Consider the following 16,816-nt stretch of genomic DNA (forward strand, 5'->3'; position numbering starts at 1 on the left):
GGCTCAGGCGACCCGGCCGTCCGTCGGGACGGCCGGCACGGCGAGCAGGTCCCCGAGCGCCGTCGCCGCCCCCGCTTCCAGCACCCGCGCGACCTGCTGCGCGACGGCACGGGCGAGGCGCTCGGCCCGGTCGTCGTCCGCGGCGGGGAACCAGCCGGTGACGTCCACGACCCGTCGGACCCCGACCACGAGGTCGTCGGCCGCGAGAGCGTCGCGGACGGCCGCGAGGACGTCCGGGTCGTCGCGCACGATCACCTGACCCGCGGGGTACCGGCCGCCCCCGCCGAGCACGACGAGGATCGCCGCGAGCCCGAACGTCGTGAGCGGTGCCTCCCGCCCCGCGCCCCACGCGTCCAGCAGCACCGGGAGGTTGCGCGCCGCCCACTTGGACGACGCGTTGAGCATGATGTCGGACAGCCGGTGGTGCAGGAACGGGTTGGTGAACCGTTCGGCGATCTCGGCGGCGAACGCCTCGGCGGCCGCCGGGTCGCCCGGGACGGTCGGCAGGATCTCGGTCCGCAGCAGCCGGTCGAGGAACGCGGCCACCTCGGGTCGCGCCACGGTCTCGCCGACGGACTCGCAGCCCAGCAGCAGCCCGACGGGGGCGAGCGCCGAGTGCTGACCGTTGAGGATCCGCACCTTCGTGTCGCGGAACGGCCGCACGTCGGGCAGGAACACGACGGGCAGCCCGGCGCGGTCGAGCGGCAGGAGGTCCCGGATCACGGGGTCGCCGCCGATGACCCACTGCCCGTACAGCTCGCCCTTCACGACGTCCTCGTCGGCGAAGCCGAGCTCGGCCTGGATCGCGTCGATCTCGTCGCGCGGGAAGCCGGGCACGATCCGGTCGACGAGCGAGTCGTGGAAGGTGCAGGCGGTGCGGACCCAGGCGGCGAAGTCCTCGCCCAGGGCGGCGTCCGCCGCGTGCCGCAGGACGTACGCGCGCAGGGTGGTCGCGTTGTCCTCGATGAGCTCGCAGCACACGAACGCCAGTCCCGCGGCGGGGTCGCCGTCGAAGTGCCGGAACCGGTCGTGCAGCAGCGCCGCGACCTTCGCCGGGAACGACGCCGGCGGCCGGGCGGCGAGGTCGTCGTCCTCCACCCAGACGATCCCGGCCTCCGTCGTGTTCGACACGACGACGCGCACGTCCGGGTCGAGGTACAGCTCGCGGTACCGGTCGAACTCGCCGTGCGCCCGCACGACCGCCCGCACGCACTCGACCCGGGTGACCTCACGCACCGGCCGGTCGTCACGGACCCCCTCGAGGACGACGTGGTAGAGCCCGTCCTGGGCCTGGAGTGCGCTCGCGGCACGGTCGGGAGCGTCGGTCGCCTGGACGATCGCGATCCCGGCGTGCAGGACGCCGGCCTCGTTGGCGCGCTGCACCATCTGGTCCGCGAAGGCCCGCAGGAACCGGCCGCCGCCGAACTGCAGGATGCGCACGGGCAGGTCGGGCTTGGCGACCGTGCTCGCGTCGAGGGGGAGGAGCGTCGTGGTGTCGGCCACGGCGTTCACCGCGTCGCGTACGCCGCGAGCGGCAGGCGGTAGGCCAGGTCGACGGCCGTGTCGAGGGCCTCGTCGAGGTCGAGGCGGTGCTCGGCGACCAGCCGTGCGAGGTACCCGGCGTCGACGCGGCGGGCCAGGTCGTGGCGCGCGGGGATCGAGCAGAACGCCCGCGTGTCGTCGACGAACCCCGACATGTTCGAGAAGCCCGCGGTCTCCGTGACCGCCTCCCGGAACCGGCGCATCGCGTCGGGCGCGTCGAGGAACCACCACGGCGCGCCCAGCCGCACCGACGGGTACACGCCCGCCAGGGGCGCGAGCTCGCGCGAGAACGCGTCCTCGTCCACGGTGAACAGCACGACCCGGAACCCGGCGTGGTGCCCGAACGCCTCGAGCATCGGGCGCAGCGCCCGGGTGTACTCGGTGACGACGGGGATGTCGAAGCCCGTGTCCGGGCCGAACACCGCGTGCCGACCACGGTCGTGGTCCCGCAGGACGCCCGGGTGGAGCTGCATGACGAGCCCGTCCTCGGCGGACATGGCGGCCATCTGGAACAGCATGTGGCCCGCGAACGCGTCGGCGTCGCCCGGCCCCAGGGTCCCGGCGAGGGCCGCTCCGTAGATCCCGGCTGCCTCGGCGTCCGTCAGCGGCGTGGTGTCGGTCGCGAGGTGGCCGTGGTCCGTGGCGCGCGCGCCCGCGGCCTTGAACCGCAGGCGCTGCGTGCGCAGGGCCGCGAGGTACCCGCGGTACGACGACACGTCCTCGCCGGCGGCCTCGCCGAGGCGCTCGACGTCCTGCCCCCACGTCGCACTGTCGAGCAGCACGACCGGGTCGGGGCGGAACGTCGGGACGACGCGGTCGCCGTAGCCGTCCGCGGCGAGCGCGGCGTGGTGCTCGAGCGTCGACCAGGCCGGGTCGGTCGTCGCGAGGACCTCGATGTCGAACCGGTCGAGGAGCGCGCGCGGACGGAACGCGTCGTCCGCGATGGCGCGAGCCACCTGGTCGAAGATCGCGTCCGCGGTGTCCTCGGCGGGGCGCAGCGTGACGCCGAAGATCTCGACGAGCTCGGTCTCCAGCCAGAACCGGGTCGCGGTGCCGCGGAAGTGCTTCCAGCCGGCGCAGAACCGACGCCAGATCGCGCGCGGGTCGGTCTCGGCGACGACGCCCGAGCCGGGCGCGGCGGGGACGCCGAGCAGCTCGTTCGGGACGCCCTGCGAGACCAGCATGCGCACGAGGTAGTGGTCGGGCACGACGATCAGGTCGGCGGGGTTCGGGAACGGCCGGTCCTCGGCGAACCACTCGACGGGCACGTGGCCGTGCATCGACACGAGGGGGAGGGCCTTCGTCTCCGCGTAGATCTCGCGGGCGATCGGGCGCACGGCGGGGTCGGCGGGCAGGGCCCGGTCGGGGTCGAGGGTCCAGGTCCGGTCGGCACGGGTGGCGTCGTCGGTCGGGGTGCGGGCGATGGTGCTCATGGGTGGCTCCGGGGGAGTTCAAGGACGGTGCGGCGCCGCGGCGTCGCGGCGGCGGGCGGGTGGAGGGGGCGGAGGCAGGCGGACGGGTCCGGCCGGCCGGGTGCGCCCGGTCGGGGTCAGCCGCTCGCAGCGCGCCCCCGCTCGGCGGCGAGGAGGAGGAACGGGCCGACGCCCTTGTGGTCGTCGGCGACGATCGGCTCGCTCATGTAGTAGGCGTACGAGCCGTCGCGCCCGGAGGGACCCCCGAGCCCCGCGACCTGGCAGACCTTGTTGACCGTGACCCAGCCCCGCGCCGTGACGGACAGGAACTCGCGCGCCGAGGACTCGGCGGCCCGGTCGAGGTGCTGCGACCAGGCGTCGTCGTCGAGGTAGCCGAGCCGCAGACCCTTCGCGACCGCCGCGAGGACCATGAACGACCCGGACGACTCGAGGTAGTTGAGCGGTCGGTCGCCCTGGTCGGGCACCTGGTACCAGAGACCGGTGCGCTCGTCCGCGACGCCCCGCAGCGCCTCGAGCAGCGCGCGGAGGTTGCCCTCGATCGTGGCGCGTGCCGCGAGGTCCGCGGGCAGGTGCTCGAGGACGTCGGTCATGGCCATGACGAACCACCCGAGCGCGCGCAGCCACACGTGCGGCGAGCGTCCGGTGACGGGGTCGGCCCACGGCATCGACCGGGACTCGTCGTACGCGTGGTGGCACAGGCCGGACGCGGGGTCGAGGGTCAGGTCGTACGCGGTCGTGAACTGGAGCGCGACGTCGTCGAACAGGTCGGCGCGGTCGAACGTCGCGCAGTACCGCGCGTAGAACACGGACGCCATGTACAGGCCGTCGAGCCACGTCTGGTGCGGGTAGATCGCCTTGTGCCAGAACGTGCCCGTGCTGAGCCGGGGCTGTCGCTGCAGCTGCGCGAACAGCAGGTCGGCGGCGCGGCGGTACCGCTCGTCGCCGGTGGCGTCCCACAGGTCGAGGACGGCCTTGCCGTTGTTGACGTGGTCGAGGTTGAGCTCGTCGGCGCGGTACGCGCGGATCGTGCCGTCGGGCTGCACGAAGTGGTCGATGTTGTGCCGGACGTACTCGAAGTACCGGGGGTCGCCGGTGAGGCGGTGCACGGCGTGCACGCCGTCGAGCATCAGGCCGTCCTCGTACTCCCACTTGTCGTGCGGGTTCATGAGGGGCTCGCGTGCCAGCACGGTGTCCGCGCCGAGGCGTGCCCAGTCGGTCGTCGCGTCGCCGTACGCGGGCCAGTCCGTGGTCACCGGGGTCACCGGACCTCGGTCGCGGGCACGACGTCCATGTCGTCGAAGCGCTGGTTCTCGCCCGCCATGGCCCACACGAACCGGTAGGACGACGTCCCGACGCCCGAGTGCACCGACCACGACGGCGAGATGACGGCCTGCCGGTCGGCGACGACGAGGTGCCGCGTCTCGGTCGGCTCGCCGCACAGGTGGACGACGCGGGCGTCCTCGGGGACGTCGAAGTACAGGTAGCACTCGGTGCGCCGGTCGTGCGTGTGCGCCGGCATGGTGTTCCACATCGAGCCGGGGTGCAGCTCGGTCACGCCCATGACGACCTGGCAGGACCGCACGCCGTTCTCGTGGATGTACTGGTGCAGCGTGCGGCGGTTGCTCGTGAGCTGGTCGCCGAGCTCGCGGACCGTGCCCTCGCCGGGCAGCACGAGCGCGTTCGGGAACGTCGTGTGCGCGGGGGCGGAGAACAGGTAGAGCTGGGCGCCCGGCCCGGTCCCTTCGGGGTCGTCGCTCAGGACGACGTCCCGGGTGCCGCGACCGAGGTACAGGCAGGCGCCGTTCGGCAGGAGGTACGTCTCGCCGTCCGCGACGACGCGGGCCGGCCCGCCGACGTTCACGATGCCGACCTCGCGGCGCTCGAGCAGGTACTCGGACCGCAGCTCGGGCGGGACGGGCAGTGCGAGCTCGGCGCCCGCGGGGACCGCACCGCCGAGGACGATGCGGTCGTGGTGCGTGTACACGAGCGTGACCTCGCCGGGCACGAACACCCGCTCGACGAGGTAGGTGTCGCGCAGGGCCGCGGTGTCCATGCCCGGGACCTGGGCGGGGTGGGTCGCGTAGCGCTGCTCCATCAGGGGTCTCCAGCTCTGGTTCATGGGGTGGGTCGGGTGCTCTCGCGGAAAGGGGGTGCGGCCGTGCGGCACGGGCGTGCGCCCCTCGTCAGCGGACGAGCCAGCCGCCGTCGACGGGGATCACGGCACCGTGCACGTACGCCGACGCGTCGGAGGCGAGGAAGACGGCGGCGCCCGCGAGGTCGTCGGGCGTGCCCCACCGTCCGGCGGGGATGCGGGCGCTGATCGCGTCGGCGCGGTCCGCGTCGTCGCGCAGTGCGGCGGTGTTGTCAGTCGCCATGTAGCCGGGTGCGATCGCGTTGACGTTGACGCCGCGAGCCGCCCACTCGTTCGCGAGGGCCCGCGTGAGCCCGAGGACGGCGTGCTTCGACGCGGCGTACCCGGGGACCGTGATGCCGCCCTGGAAGCTCAGCATCGAGGCGATGTTCAGGATCTTGCCGGAGCCGCGCGCCAGCATGTGGCGGCCCGCGGCCTGGGACAGGTGCCACACGGCGTCGAGGTTGACCGCGACGACCTCGTCCCACCAGGCGGTGGGGTGCTCGGCAGCCGGGGCCCGGCGGATCGTGCCCGCGTTGTTGACCAGGACGTCGAGCCGGCCGAGGGCGGTCACGGCGTCGTCGACGACGGCCTCGAGCTCGGTGGGGGTGGCGGTCGCGAGGTCCGCCGTGACGAGGTGGGCGCGGCGGCCCGCGGCACGGACCGCGTCGAGCGTCGTGGGGTCGTCCGAGCGTTGGACGCACACGACGTCAGCACCCGCGTCGGCGAGTGCGCGGGCGAGGCCGGCGCCGAGCCCGCGCGACGCACCGGTGACGAGCGCGACGCGTCCGTCGAGGCGGAACAGGTCGGCGGGCATGGTGGGTCTCCTTCTCCGGGAGCGGGTGCGGGGCTGGTGGGGTGGGCGGCCGTCGGTGGGGCGCGCCCGCCCCACCGACGCCGGCACGGCGCTACTGGCCGATGGCCTTGTTGACCTGGTCGATCCAGGCCTTCGCTGCGTCCTGCGGCGACTTCTTGCCGAAGATCACGTCGGAGTTGATGCGGCCCGTGATGTCCGAGACCTCGCCCGAGCCCTTCGGCGGGACGGGCTTGGAGTCGACGACGACCTTGTCGTTCGTGAGGTCCTCGATGAACTTCGCGCTCGTCTTGTCGGCGTCACCGAGCTTGGGCAGGATCGCGGTGCGCACGTCGAGGTTGGACGGCAGGCCGCGGTCGGTGAGGTTGATGTCACCGGCCTCCTGCGAGTTCAGCATGAAGTCGACGAGCTCCGCGGCCTCCTTGGGGTGCTTCGACTTCGCGGAGACCGAGTAGTACATCGCGGCACGGATGTACTCACCGGTGCGGGAGAAGTCGTGGTCGCCGGGTGCACGGAGCAGCGTGAGCGAGTGGCCGGAGTCCTTCTCCAGGGCCGAGAGCTGGTTCGACCAGAACCACGCCATGGCGCCCTTGCCGGTCGCGGGGAGCGAGCCGTCGACGCCCGCGCCCTGGACCTCGGTGGCCTTCGACGCGGACGGCTCCGCCTTGGACTTGATCTGGTCGACCGAGCGCTGGAACCAGGACGCGACGGTGTCCTGCGAGACGCCGATCTTGCCGTCCGGGGTGAACATCTCCTCGCCGTGCTGGCGGGCGTACACCTCGAGCACCGGCTCGATGAAGCTGTAGTTCTGGACGCCGTAGACCTTGCCGCCCGACTTCTTGGTGACCTCGGCGGCGATGCGCGAGTAGTCGTCCCACGTCCAGGTGGTGTCGTCCGGCATGGCGACGTCGGCGGCCTTGAACGCCTCGGGGTCGGCGACCACGGCGTGCACGTTGATGCCGCTCGCGATGCCGTACAGCTTGCCGTCGATCGTGCCGACGTCGAGCACCGACTGGTCGATCTTGCTGGTGTCGACGTCCGTGGACGCGAGGTCGGCGAGCAGGCCACGGCTCGCGTACTCGGTGAGGTAGCGGTCGTCCTGCGTCACGACGTCGGGCATGTCGTCGCCGGCGGCCATGACGTTGAGCTTCTCGAAGTAGTCGTCCCAGGTCATCGAGACCGGCTCGACGTGGATGTTCGAGTGCGACGCCTCGAAGGCGTCGATGATCTTCTGGGTCGACTCGACGCGCGAGTCGGAGCCCCACCAGGCGAACTTGATGGTGACCTTGTCACCGCCGCCCCCGCCGGAGCTGCCGTTGTCGTGGGTCGCGGCGCAGCCGGCGAGGCCGGTCGCAGCGAGTGCGAGGACCGTGAGGAGGCCGACGCTGCGTGCGCGGCGGCTGGTCGAGATGGACATGGTCGTGGTGTCTCCTTGGCTGTTCGGGACCGCACGGGGGCGGCCTCCCGACGTCGTTGTCGTCGGCTGGTGGACGGTTCGGACTTGCTGGGCCTACTTGATCCCTGTCGTGGCGATGCCTCGGACGAGGTACTTCTGCCCGAACAGGAAGATGAGGAAGATCGGGATGATCGTGACGACCGACATGGCGAACATGGGTCCCCACGAGCTGCCGGACGACGAGTCGAGGAACATGCGCAGCGCGAGCGGCGCGGACTTGACGTCGTCGGACGTGAGGAAGACGAGCTGGCTGAAGAAGTCGTTCCACGTCCAGATGAACGTGAAGATCGCGGTGGTGGCGAGGGCCGGCACGGACAGCGGCAGCATGACCTGGAGGAAGATCCGGGCGTGGCCGCAGCCGTCGAGGCGCGCGGCCTCCTCGAGCTCCATGGGGATGCCGCGGAAGAACTGCACCATGAGGAAGATGAAGAACGCGTCCGTGGCGAGCAGGCTCGGCACGATGAGCGGCAGGAACGTGTTGACCCAGCCGAGGTGCTGGAACATCACGTACCTCGGGACGATGATCACGTGGATCGGCAGCATGATCGTGACGAGCATGACGGCGAACCAGATGCGTCGGCCGCGGAACTGGAGCCGGGCGAACGCGTAGGCCGCCATGGAGCAGCTGACGAGGTTGCCGAGCAGGCAGCCCATGACGATCGCCGCGGAGTTCAGCATGTACTTGCCGAACTGGTAGGTCAGCGAGTTCCAGCCGGTCGAGTAGTTCGAGAAGTCCCAGTGCCGCGGGACGATCGAGAGGTCCCGGAAGATCTCCTCGGTGGGCTTGAAGGAGCTGCCGAGCATCCAGAGCAGCGGGTAGATCATCAGCAGGCACGCGATGATCACGACGGTGTGCCGCAGGACGGACGTCGTCCGGCTGCGCCACAGGCCGCGGCGGTGCTTCTCGGGAGCGGCCTCGGCGAGCGTGGAGATCCGGGTGCCGAGGTCGGTGGGGGTGAGTGTTGGCGTCGCCATCACGGATTTCCTTTCAGTCCCCGTAGAAGACCCAGAACTTCGAGAGCCAGAAGTTCAGGCCGGTGAGGGCGAGAATGATGAGGACGAGGACCCACGCCATCGCGGACGCGTAGCCCATGTGCAGGTTCGAGAAGCCCTCCTGGTAGAGGTAGAGCGTGTAGAAGAGCGTCGAGTCGGACGGGCCGCCCGTGCCTCCGGACACGACGTAGGCCTGGGTGAACGCCTGGAACGCCGTGATGACCTGCATGACGAGGTTGAAGAAGATGATCGGGCTCAGCAGCGGGAGCGTGATCGACCGGAACTGGCGCCACCGGGACGCGCCGTCGAGCTGGGACGCCTCGTAGTACATGTCGGGGATCTGCCGCAGGCCGGCGAGGAAGATGATCATCGGCGACCCGAACGTCCACACGTGCAGCAGGACGATGGTCCACAGCGCGGTGTCGGGGTTGGAGACCCAGCCGGTGCCGTGGATGCCGAACAGGGCGAGGAACTTGTTGAGCAGCCCCTCCTCGCCGAAGATCTCCCGCCACAAGATCGCGATCGCGACCGAGCCGCCCATGAGCGACGGCAGGTAGATCACGGAGCGGTAGAACGCGAGCCCCTTCATGCCCTGGTTGAGCAGGACGGCGACGAGCAGCGCGACCCCGAGCTGGAGCGGGACGCTGGTGACGACGTAGAGCATCGTGACCTTGAGGGACTGCCAGATCCGCTCGTCGTGGAACAGGTCGACGAAGTTCTGGAAGCCGACCCACTGGGGTGAGCTGAGCAGGTCGTACTTCGTGAACGAGAGGTAGAGCGACGCGACGAGCGGGAACAGCGTCACCGTCACGAGCCCGAGGAACCAGGGGGCGAGGAAGACGGCGGCGGCCTTCCCGTCGGACCGGCGCAGGTTGGTCGACGTCTTGGTCGCCGGGGTGCCCCGCTTCCGCTTCATCGACCGCAGCTCGGTGATCGCTGACATGTCTCACTTCCTCGTCAGGCATGGTCCACGGCGTCGTGGCCCCGGTCGTCAGTAACCGGTTGCTAGAAGGTAGCGCCCTCGCGACGAGAGGGCAAGCATCAATTTGGGAACGGTCCCACGGCGGTCGGGCACGAAAGGCTGCTGGGACGCGGCTGACCTGCGGTGCGGGGTCGTGACAGAGTCGGCCACAGTGCGCTAGCGTCTGCGAGAAACCTGTTTCCAAGGAGACGCACGATGAACGACGAAGTTCCCGAGGTCCCGCCGCGCGGCGCCGGACGCGGCGGCAGGTCGCAGGCCGCCGCCGGCGCCACGATCGGCGACGTCGCCGCCGCGGCGCACGTCTCCCGTGCGACCGTCTCGCGCGTCATGAACGGTCGCAAGGTCGACCCCGTGCTCGCCGAGCGCGTCCGGAAGGTCGCCCAAGAGCTCGACTACCGGCCCTCCGCGCTCGCCCGGTCGCTCTCGCTCGGTCGCACCCAGGCCGTCGGCGTGGTCGTGCCCGACCTCACCAACCCGATGTTCCAGGAGGTCCTGCGCGGCGTCGCGTCCGGGGCCGACGCCGCCGGGTATGGGGTCGTCGTCGCCGAGACCGCCGAGCGGCCCGAGCGCGAGACGCGCGCCGTGCGCAACACGCGCTCCCGGGTCGACGCGCTCATCATGGTCGCGCCGCGCATGACCGACGAGGAGCTCGCGGCGGCGGTCGCGACCACCGGGCCCGTCGTCCTGGTGAACCGCACGCTGCCCGAGTCGTCCGTGCCGGCCGTGAGCGTCGACTACGCCGAGGCCATGTACCAGGCCATCGAGCACCTCATGTCGCTCGGGCACCGCTCCGTCGTCTACCTCGCGGGCCCCCAGGCCTCGACGTCGAACGCCGAGCGTCTCGCCGGGTTCGAGACCGCGCAGGCGTCGTTCGGCGGGGTCAGCTTCATCTCGTTGCCGTGCGGCGCGACCATCGCCGACGGGTACGAGGCCGCCGAGGCCGTCGTCGCGACCCGCGCCACCGCGGTCGTCGCCTACAACGACCTCGTCGCGTTCGGGCTGCTCGGGCGGCTGCGCGAGCTCGACGTCCCCGTGCCGGGTCAGATCTCCGTCGTCGGGTTCGACGACATCGACCTCGCCCGCTTCGCGACCCCCCCGCTCACGACCGTCGCCGTGCCGCGCAGCGCGTTGGGCGAGCGGGCGTGGAGCATGCTGCACGAGCAGATCGCGACGTCCCACGCCACGCACGGCGCAGCGGCCGACACGACGTCCGCGCTCGCCCTGCCCGAGAGCTCGACCGAGCTGCTGCGCACGCACCTCGTGCTGCGCAGCTCGACCGGGCCGTCGCCCGAGACGCCCGAAGAGGACGACGGCCGCCACCCCGCCGAGCCCGGCACGACCGGCTGGCGCAGCGACGTCGTCGGCACCGTGCTCACCGCCGACCGGCAGCGTCTCGCGCGCTACGTGACGGGCGAGCCGGTCCCGGCCGAGTACTCGCCCCGCCCCTACCTGCACCCCGTCCGGGCGCTGTCCGGCACCCGCCTGACGTCCGCCCACCCCGCGGACCGGCGCCACCACCACGGGCTGTCGCTCGCGCTGCCCGACGTCGACGGCACGACCTTCTGGGGCGGCCCGACCTGGGTCCCCGGCGAGGGCCTGACGATGCTCGCGAACCACGGGCGCCAGGTCTCGCGCGGCGACGGCGGTGCGCGCGGCGGCGGTTCCGAGGACGCGGCCCACGCCGACCGCGGCGAGCACCCCGGCGTGCTGCGGGACACGGTGGACTGGGAGGCGCCCGACGGGTCGCGCCTGCTCACCGAGCAGCGCGTCGTCGACTCCGCCCTGCTGCCCGGCGGTGCCGGCTGGGCGCTGCGCTGGACGAGCGACCTCGTCGCCGAGCGCGCGCTGACCGTCGCCGGCCCGGTCCGGGCCCGGCCGAACGCCGCCGGGTACGGCGGGCTGTACTGGCGCTTTGCGCCCGTGGAGGAGAGCGTCGTCGCGTCCGCGGACGGCGAGGGCGCGACCGCGTGCCTCGGGTCGCGGTCGCCGTGGCTGTCGCTCGCCCTCCGCAGCGCGGGGTCGTGGACGACGGTGGTGCTCGTGCAGGACGGCGACGACCGCTGGTTCGTGCGCACCGAGCCGTACGTCGCCGCCGGTCCGGCGGTCGCCTGGGACGGCCCCCTCGGGCTCGGGGCGGGCCAGACGCTGCGCGTCGCCATGACGGCGCTTGTGCTCGACGGGCTCCACACGCCCGCCGCTGTCGCGGAGCGCTGGGTGCCGCTGGCCGCGGAGGTCTTCGCGGTCGACGGATCGGCGGACCGCTCGTGAGCGGCGCGCGGGCAGACGTCCTCGCGCTGCGGCCCGACGACGACGTGGCCGTCGCCGTCCGGGAGCTCGCAGCAGGGGACGTCGTGCACGTCGCCGGCCGTGACGTCACGGTCGCGGCGGCGGTGCCGCGCGGGCACAAGGTCGCGCTCACGGACCTCGCCACCGGCGCCGGCGTCCACAAGTACGGCCAGGTCATCGGCGTGGCGACGCAGCCGATCCGGGCGGGCGAGCACGTGCACTCGCACAACCTCGGGTACGAGGAGGGGCACCGCGACGAGGCGCTCGGCGGCACGCACGCCGAGCTCGCCGTGCCCGACGGACCGCGCCCCACCTTCCGCGGGTACCGCCGGGCGGACGGCCGCGTCGGCACGCGCAACTACGTCGCGATCCTCACGTCGGTGAACTGCTCGGCGTCGACCGCGCGCATGATCGCGGCCCGGTTCACGCCCGAGGTCCTCGCGGCGTACCCCGGGGTGGACGGCGTGATCCCGCTGACCCACCAGTCGGGGTGCGGCCTCGTGCCGTCGAGCGAGGGCGGCCGGCTGCTGCTGCGGACCCTGCGCGGGTACGCCGCCCACCCGAACGTCGGCGGTCTGCTCGTGCTGGGGCTCGGCTGCGAGATGGTGCTCACCGAGCAGCTCACGACGCCCGACGGGTCGGGCGCCTTCCTCGGGATGCCGACCACCCACGTCCCCGGCGCGCCCGCCCCGGCCCGCACCGACCCCGTGCTCGCGGACCTCCCGGCCGACACGGTCGTCGAGTCGCTCACCATCCAGGGCGAGGGCGGCGTGCGTGCCACCGTCGCCGCAGGCGTCGCGGCGGTCGAGCGGATGCTGCCGCTCGTGGCCGCGCGCGAGCGCGAGGAGTGCGACGTCTCCGAGCTCGTCCTCGCCCTCAACTGCGGAGGGTCGGACGGCTACTCGGGCATCACCGCGAACCCGGCGCTCGGCTGGGCGTCCGACCGGCTGGTCGCCTACGGCGCCGCGTCCGTCCTCGCGGAGACCCCGGAGGTCTTCGGGGCGGAGCACCTGCTGACCCGCCGGGCGACGCGTCCGGAGACGGCGCAACGGCTGCTCGACCGCATCGCGTGGTGGAAGGACTACACGCGCGCCGGCGGTGGCAGCCTCGACAACAACCCGTCGCCCGGCAACAAGGCCGGCGGACTCACGACCATCCTCGAGAAGTCGCTCGGCGCGGTCGCGAAGGGCGGCCGGGCCGACCTGTCGGCCGTGTACGAGTACGCGGAGCGCGTCGCGCCGCACGTCGGGTTCGCGTTCATGGACACGCCGGGCTACGACCCGGTGTCCGTGACGGGTCTGGTCGCGGGCGGGGCGAACGTCGTCGTCTTCACGACGGGTCGCGGGTCCGTGTTCGGGTGTCGTCCGACGCCGTCGATCAAGGTGGCCACCAACACGCCGATGTACCGCGCGATGTCCGAGGACATGGACCTCGACGCGGGCCGGATCGTCGACGGCACCGCGACCGTCGAGGAGGTCGGCCGCGAGATCTTCGACCGGATCCTGCGGGTCGCGTCGGGGGAGCAGACGGTGTCCGAGGAGCTGGCGATCGACGGCCAGACGATCGGGGCCGAGGAGTTCGTGCCGTGGCACGTGGGAGCGGTGACGTGAGCGTCCTGGAGGCAGACGTGGAGGCGGGCGGAGCGCTGGAGACCGACGAGATCCAGGCACGCATCGACGCCGCCGCGGCCGCGGGCGGCGGGCGTGTGGTGGTGGGCCCGGGCGTCCACCGGACGGGTGCGCTGCGGCTGCGCTCGCACGTCGAGCTGCACGTCGAGGCGGGCGCCGTCCTGCAGTTCGTGCCCGACCCCTCGCTCTACCCGCTCGTCGACGCCCGGTGGGAGGGCGCGCCTGCGACCATCCACCAGCCGTGCCTGTGGGCGTCGGGCGCCGAGGACGTGTCGATCACCGGGTCCGGGACCATCGACGGCGCCGGCGACCCCTGGTGGGACGCGTACCGCGCCGGGACGCTGGAGCACCCGCGTCCGACGCTCGTCGGGCTGCACGGATGCCGGCGCGTCGTCGTCCGGGACGTGGCGCTGCGCCGCTCACCCGCGTGGACGGTGCACCCGCTGCTCTGCGAGGACGTGTCGATCCGCGACGTGAGCATCCTCAACCCGCCCGACTCGCCCAACACCGACGGCATCGACCCCGAGTCGTGCCGCAACGTGCGGATCAGCGGCTGTCACGTCGACGTCGGGGACGACTGCATCGTGCTCAAGGCCGGCACGGAGGAGACCGCCGACCGGGTCGCGTGCGAGAACGTCACGGTCGTCGGGTGCACCCTCGTGCACGGGCACGGCGGCGTCGTGATCGGCTCGGAGATGAGCGGGGACGTGCGCAACGTCGTCGTCGCCGACTGCGTCTTCCAGGGGACGGACCGGGGGATCCGGCTCAAGACCCGGCGCGGTCGCGGCGGCACGATCGAGGACGTGCGCGTGTCGAACGTCGTGATGGACGACGTCGGGTGTCCCTTCGTCGTCAACGAGCACTACTTCTGCGGCCCGGGCGGCCGCGAGCCGGTCGTGTCGGACCGGGCCGCGCAGCCCGTGGGGGAGGGCACGCCCACGATCCGTCGGGTCCACCTCGCGCACGTCAGCGCGCGGCGGGTGCGCGCGGCCGCGGCGTTCGTGCTCGGGCTCGCCGAGCGTCCCGTCGCGGAGCTCAGCCTGGACGACGTGTCGGTGTCGTTCGCCGACGACCCGGAGCCGTTCGTGCCGGCGATGGCCGAGGGCGTCGAGGCGTCGGTGCGGCGGGGGGTCGTGCTCGTCGGGTGCGAGGACGTGCGGCTTCGGGACGTGCGGCTCGTGGGCTGCGAGGGGTCGCCGCTCGCGCTCGAGAGGGCGTCGGGGGTGCGGGTCTTCGACTGCACGGCGGACGGGAAACCGCTTTCGGATGCGGAGCTGTCCGTCATCTGACGCCCGCATGACTCGCGTTGCGAGAAAACGCCTCTCATTGTCGAGAAACGTCAGAAACCGATTGCTGAAGCGCGGCGTCCTCGTTAGCGTCGAGGCTGCGGGCAACGTCGCCCGCCGTCTCGATGGAGGACCACCCCAGATGCACCGTTCACGGCGGACGTCGCTGGTCGCGACGCTCGGAGCCCTCACCCTCGCCGGGAGCCTCGTCGCGGCCGTCCCGGCCACCGCCCTCGCGGCGCAGCCCGGAGCCGCGACCACCCTCGCCCGGCTGTCCGACCCGACCTGCACCACCGACGCCACCGGCGCCGTCGGCGCCGGCGCACTCACCCCGAGCAACCTCTGCGTGCCCGGTGCCGCGACCGACGCCAGCAGCACGCTGCTCGTCTGGAACAAGGCCGAGTCGACCCAGGTCACCGACTACGTCGTCTACCAGGACGGCAGGTCCCTCGGGCGCTCGTCAGCCAACGCCGAGGAGCACACGCCCTCGCAGCGGTACGTCGACACCTTCTCCGCGAACGACGCCGACGGCTGGCACGTGCAGGTGCAGAACCACAGCTTCAAGGTCACCGGTCTCAAGCCGCTGCACTCCTACACCTTCACCGTCCGGGCCGTCCTCGCCGACGGCCGGCTCTCGGCACCGTCCGACGCGATCCGCGTCACCACCGCGTGGCAGGGCCCCCGCATCACCGTCACGTCGTGGCCGTTCCGGGCCGTCGGCGACGGCACGACCCTGAGCACGAAGGCCATCCAGGCCGCGATCGACGTCTGCGTGATCCCCGGCTGCACCGTCGTCATCCCGAAGGGCACGTTCAGGACCGGCGCGCTGTTCCTGCACAGCGACATGACGCTCGAGCTCGCGCAGGGCGCCCGACTGCTCGGCTCCGACGACTGGGCCGACTACCCCGTCACGAAGGGCTACTACCTCTACCCCGTGCCGACGCCCACGCCCACGGACGCGAGCTGGACCGCCTACCTGCGCCCGCCGTCGCTCCTCAACGTGCGCCCCCGCGACCTCGGCAAGAGCGCGACGAGCCGCGAGCCCGGCGACGTGGCGCGCAACGTGCGCGTCGTCGGCCCCGGCACGATCGACGGCGACGGTTGGAAGCGGACCGCCACCGGCGCCACCACCGACGAGACCGGCGCCACGCTGCCCGACTACGTCGCGTCGAGCGCCGCGAAGGTCGCGACCGACGGCATCCTCGCCGCGAACCAGACCGAGCACGCCCGCGCGACCATCGACACCATGCCGGGCATCCTCAACCGGCCCGAGACCGTGAGTGACTCGTCGGTCTACGGCCAGTACCGGTCGAGCATCGCGACCTTCATCGGCGTCGACGGGCTGTACCTCGACGGGTTCACCGTCGAGAACCCCGCGTTCCACGGGCTGATGATCCTCGACTCGTCCGACGTGGGCGTCTACGGCACCCGCAACACGACGTTCGACACCAACAACGGCGACGCCATCGAGCTCGGCGGCACCGAGCGGGCCGTCGTCGCGAACAACTTCTTCGACGCGGGCGACGACGTCGTCAACTTCGCTGCCGGCCAGGGCACCTACGGCGCGCAGGGCCGGTCGACCGGCGACACGTGGATCTTCGGCAACTACGTGCGCCGCGGGCACGGTGGCATCGCGATCGGCAGCCACACCGCCGCGTGGGTGCACGACGTCCTCGCCGAGGACAACGTCTTCTACAAGACCGAGACGGGTGCGCTGCGCATGAAGTCGACGTCCGACATGAACGGCGGCGCGAAGGACGTCGTGTTCCGCGACAGCGCCGCCGCGTGCCTCAAGACGAGCGCCGTCATCGCGACGCTCAGCTACTCGCTCTCACCGTCCGGGTACGTGGCCGGCGGCTCCGCGACGTTCCAGGGCATCCGGGTCCAGGACGTCAGCGTCGACGGCAACAGCACGTCGACGTGCGGCATGGCGGCGAGCACGTCCAAGCCCGTGCTCGACATCGAGGCCGGTCCGGCCATCGACGCCGACCCGATCGGGCCGTTCACGTTCGACGACGTGCGGTTCCGCAACGTGAACGCGACGGGCATCCAGGGTCTGGTCGGGTCGACGTTCCAGGACGTGTGCTTCGCGAGCGTCCTCGGGAACGCTAACCCGTGGAAGCTGGACGAGTTCTCCACGGGGAACACGTTCACGAACGTGTCGCCCGCACCGGGAGAAGGCGGGCCCACGAGCACTTGCCGCTGACCGAGAGCAGCGGGAGGGGCGATGCCGACGCGCCCCGCGCACGGGCCACACCCGGTCCG

General features: G+C 72.2%; 12 protein-coding genes. 4 read left to right on the forward strand and 8 right to left on the reverse strand.

The annotated features are described in order from the left end of the window. Positions 1 to 3: 3 nt before the first annotated feature. From CLV34_RS15315 to CLV34_RS15350, 8 genes are all read right to left on the reverse strand, one after another. Complete coding sequence (locus CLV34_RS15315; RefSeq protein WP_157803881.1) at positions 4 to 1,503, reverse strand: tagaturonate reductase; 1,500 nt, start codon at positions 1,501 to 1,503, stop codon at positions 4 to 6. 5 nt (positions 1,504 to 1,508) lie between these two features. Then, positions 1,509 to 2,975, reverse strand: coding sequence for a glucuronate isomerase (uxaC, locus tag CLV34_RS15320; protein ID WP_100351189.1), 1,467 nt, complete (start codon positions 2,973 to 2,975; stop codon positions 1,509 to 1,511). A gap of 116 nt (positions 2,976 to 3,091) precedes the next feature. Further along, a complete protein-coding gene (locus tag CLV34_RS15325; RefSeq protein ID WP_245859290.1) occupies positions 3,092 to 4,228 on the reverse strand; it encodes a glycoside hydrolase family 88/105 protein in 1,137 nt (378 codons plus the stop codon). Between the two features lie 5 nt (positions 4,229 to 4,233). After that, on the reverse strand, positions 4,234 to 5,070 hold the full coding sequence (gene kduI / locus CLV34_RS15330) for a 5-dehydro-4-deoxy-D-glucuronate isomerase (RefSeq protein ID WP_100351190.1): 837 nt from the start codon (positions 5,068 to 5,070) through the stop codon (positions 4,234 to 4,236). Positions 5,071 to 5,158: 88 nt separating this feature from the next. Further along, entirely contained in the window at positions 5,159 to 5,923 is a 765-nt protein-coding gene (gene kduD / locus CLV34_RS15335) for a 2-dehydro-3-deoxy-D-gluconate 5-dehydrogenase KduD (protein WP_100351191.1), read from the reverse strand. 91 nt (positions 5,924 to 6,014) lie between these two features. Next, a complete protein-coding gene (locus CLV34_RS15340; protein WP_100351192.1) occupies positions 6,015 to 7,337 on the reverse strand; it encodes an ABC transporter substrate-binding protein in 1,323 nt (440 codons plus the stop codon). Positions 7,338 to 7,430: 93 nt separating this feature from the next. Continuing rightward, the gene (locus tag CLV34_RS15345) at positions 7,431 to 8,351 is read right to left on the reverse strand and encodes a carbohydrate ABC transporter permease (RefSeq protein WP_100351193.1); all 921 of its coding nucleotides are present in this window, start codon (positions 8,349 to 8,351) and stop codon (positions 7,431 to 7,433) included. Between the two features lie 13 nt (positions 8,352 to 8,364). Continuing rightward, on the reverse strand, positions 8,365 to 9,312 hold the full coding sequence (locus CLV34_RS15350; protein ID WP_100351194.1) for a carbohydrate ABC transporter permease: 948 nt from the start codon (positions 9,310 to 9,312) through the stop codon (positions 8,365 to 8,367). Between the two features lie 234 nt (positions 9,313 to 9,546). Here CLV34_RS15350 and CLV34_RS15355 point away from each other — a divergent pair, with 234 nt between their 5' ends. From CLV34_RS15355 to CLV34_RS15370, 4 genes are all read left to right on the forward strand, one after another. Continuing rightward, positions 9,547 to 11,619, forward strand: a complete 2,073-nt coding sequence (locus tag CLV34_RS15355; protein WP_100351195.1) for a DUF6807 family protein — start codon at positions 9,547 to 9,549, stop codon at positions 11,617 to 11,619. Then, on the forward strand, positions 11,616 to 13,247 hold the full coding sequence (locus CLV34_RS15360; protein WP_100351196.1) for a UxaA family hydrolase: 1,632 nt from the start codon (positions 11,616 to 11,618) through the stop codon (positions 13,245 to 13,247). The genes CLV34_RS15355 and CLV34_RS15360 overlap by 4 nt, the downstream gene beginning before the upstream one ends. Then, complete coding sequence (locus CLV34_RS15365; RefSeq protein ID WP_245859291.1) at positions 13,244 to 14,554, forward strand: glycoside hydrolase family 28 protein; 1,311 nt, start codon at positions 13,244 to 13,246, stop codon at positions 14,552 to 14,554. The genes CLV34_RS15360 and CLV34_RS15365 overlap by 4 nt, the downstream gene beginning before the upstream one ends. Before the next feature lie 139 nt (positions 14,555 to 14,693). After that, a complete protein-coding gene (locus CLV34_RS15370; protein WP_100351198.1) occupies positions 14,694 to 16,757 on the forward strand; it encodes a glycosyl hydrolase family 28 protein in 2,064 nt (687 codons plus the stop codon). Positions 16,758 to 16,816 lie beyond the last annotated feature (59 nt).

The sequence above is a fragment of the Luteimicrobium subarcticum genome (genome assembly GCF_002798015.1).
In the GTDB taxonomy this organism is placed as follows: domain Bacteria; phylum Actinomycetota; class Actinomycetes; order Actinomycetales; family Cellulomonadaceae; genus Luteimicrobium; species Luteimicrobium subarcticum.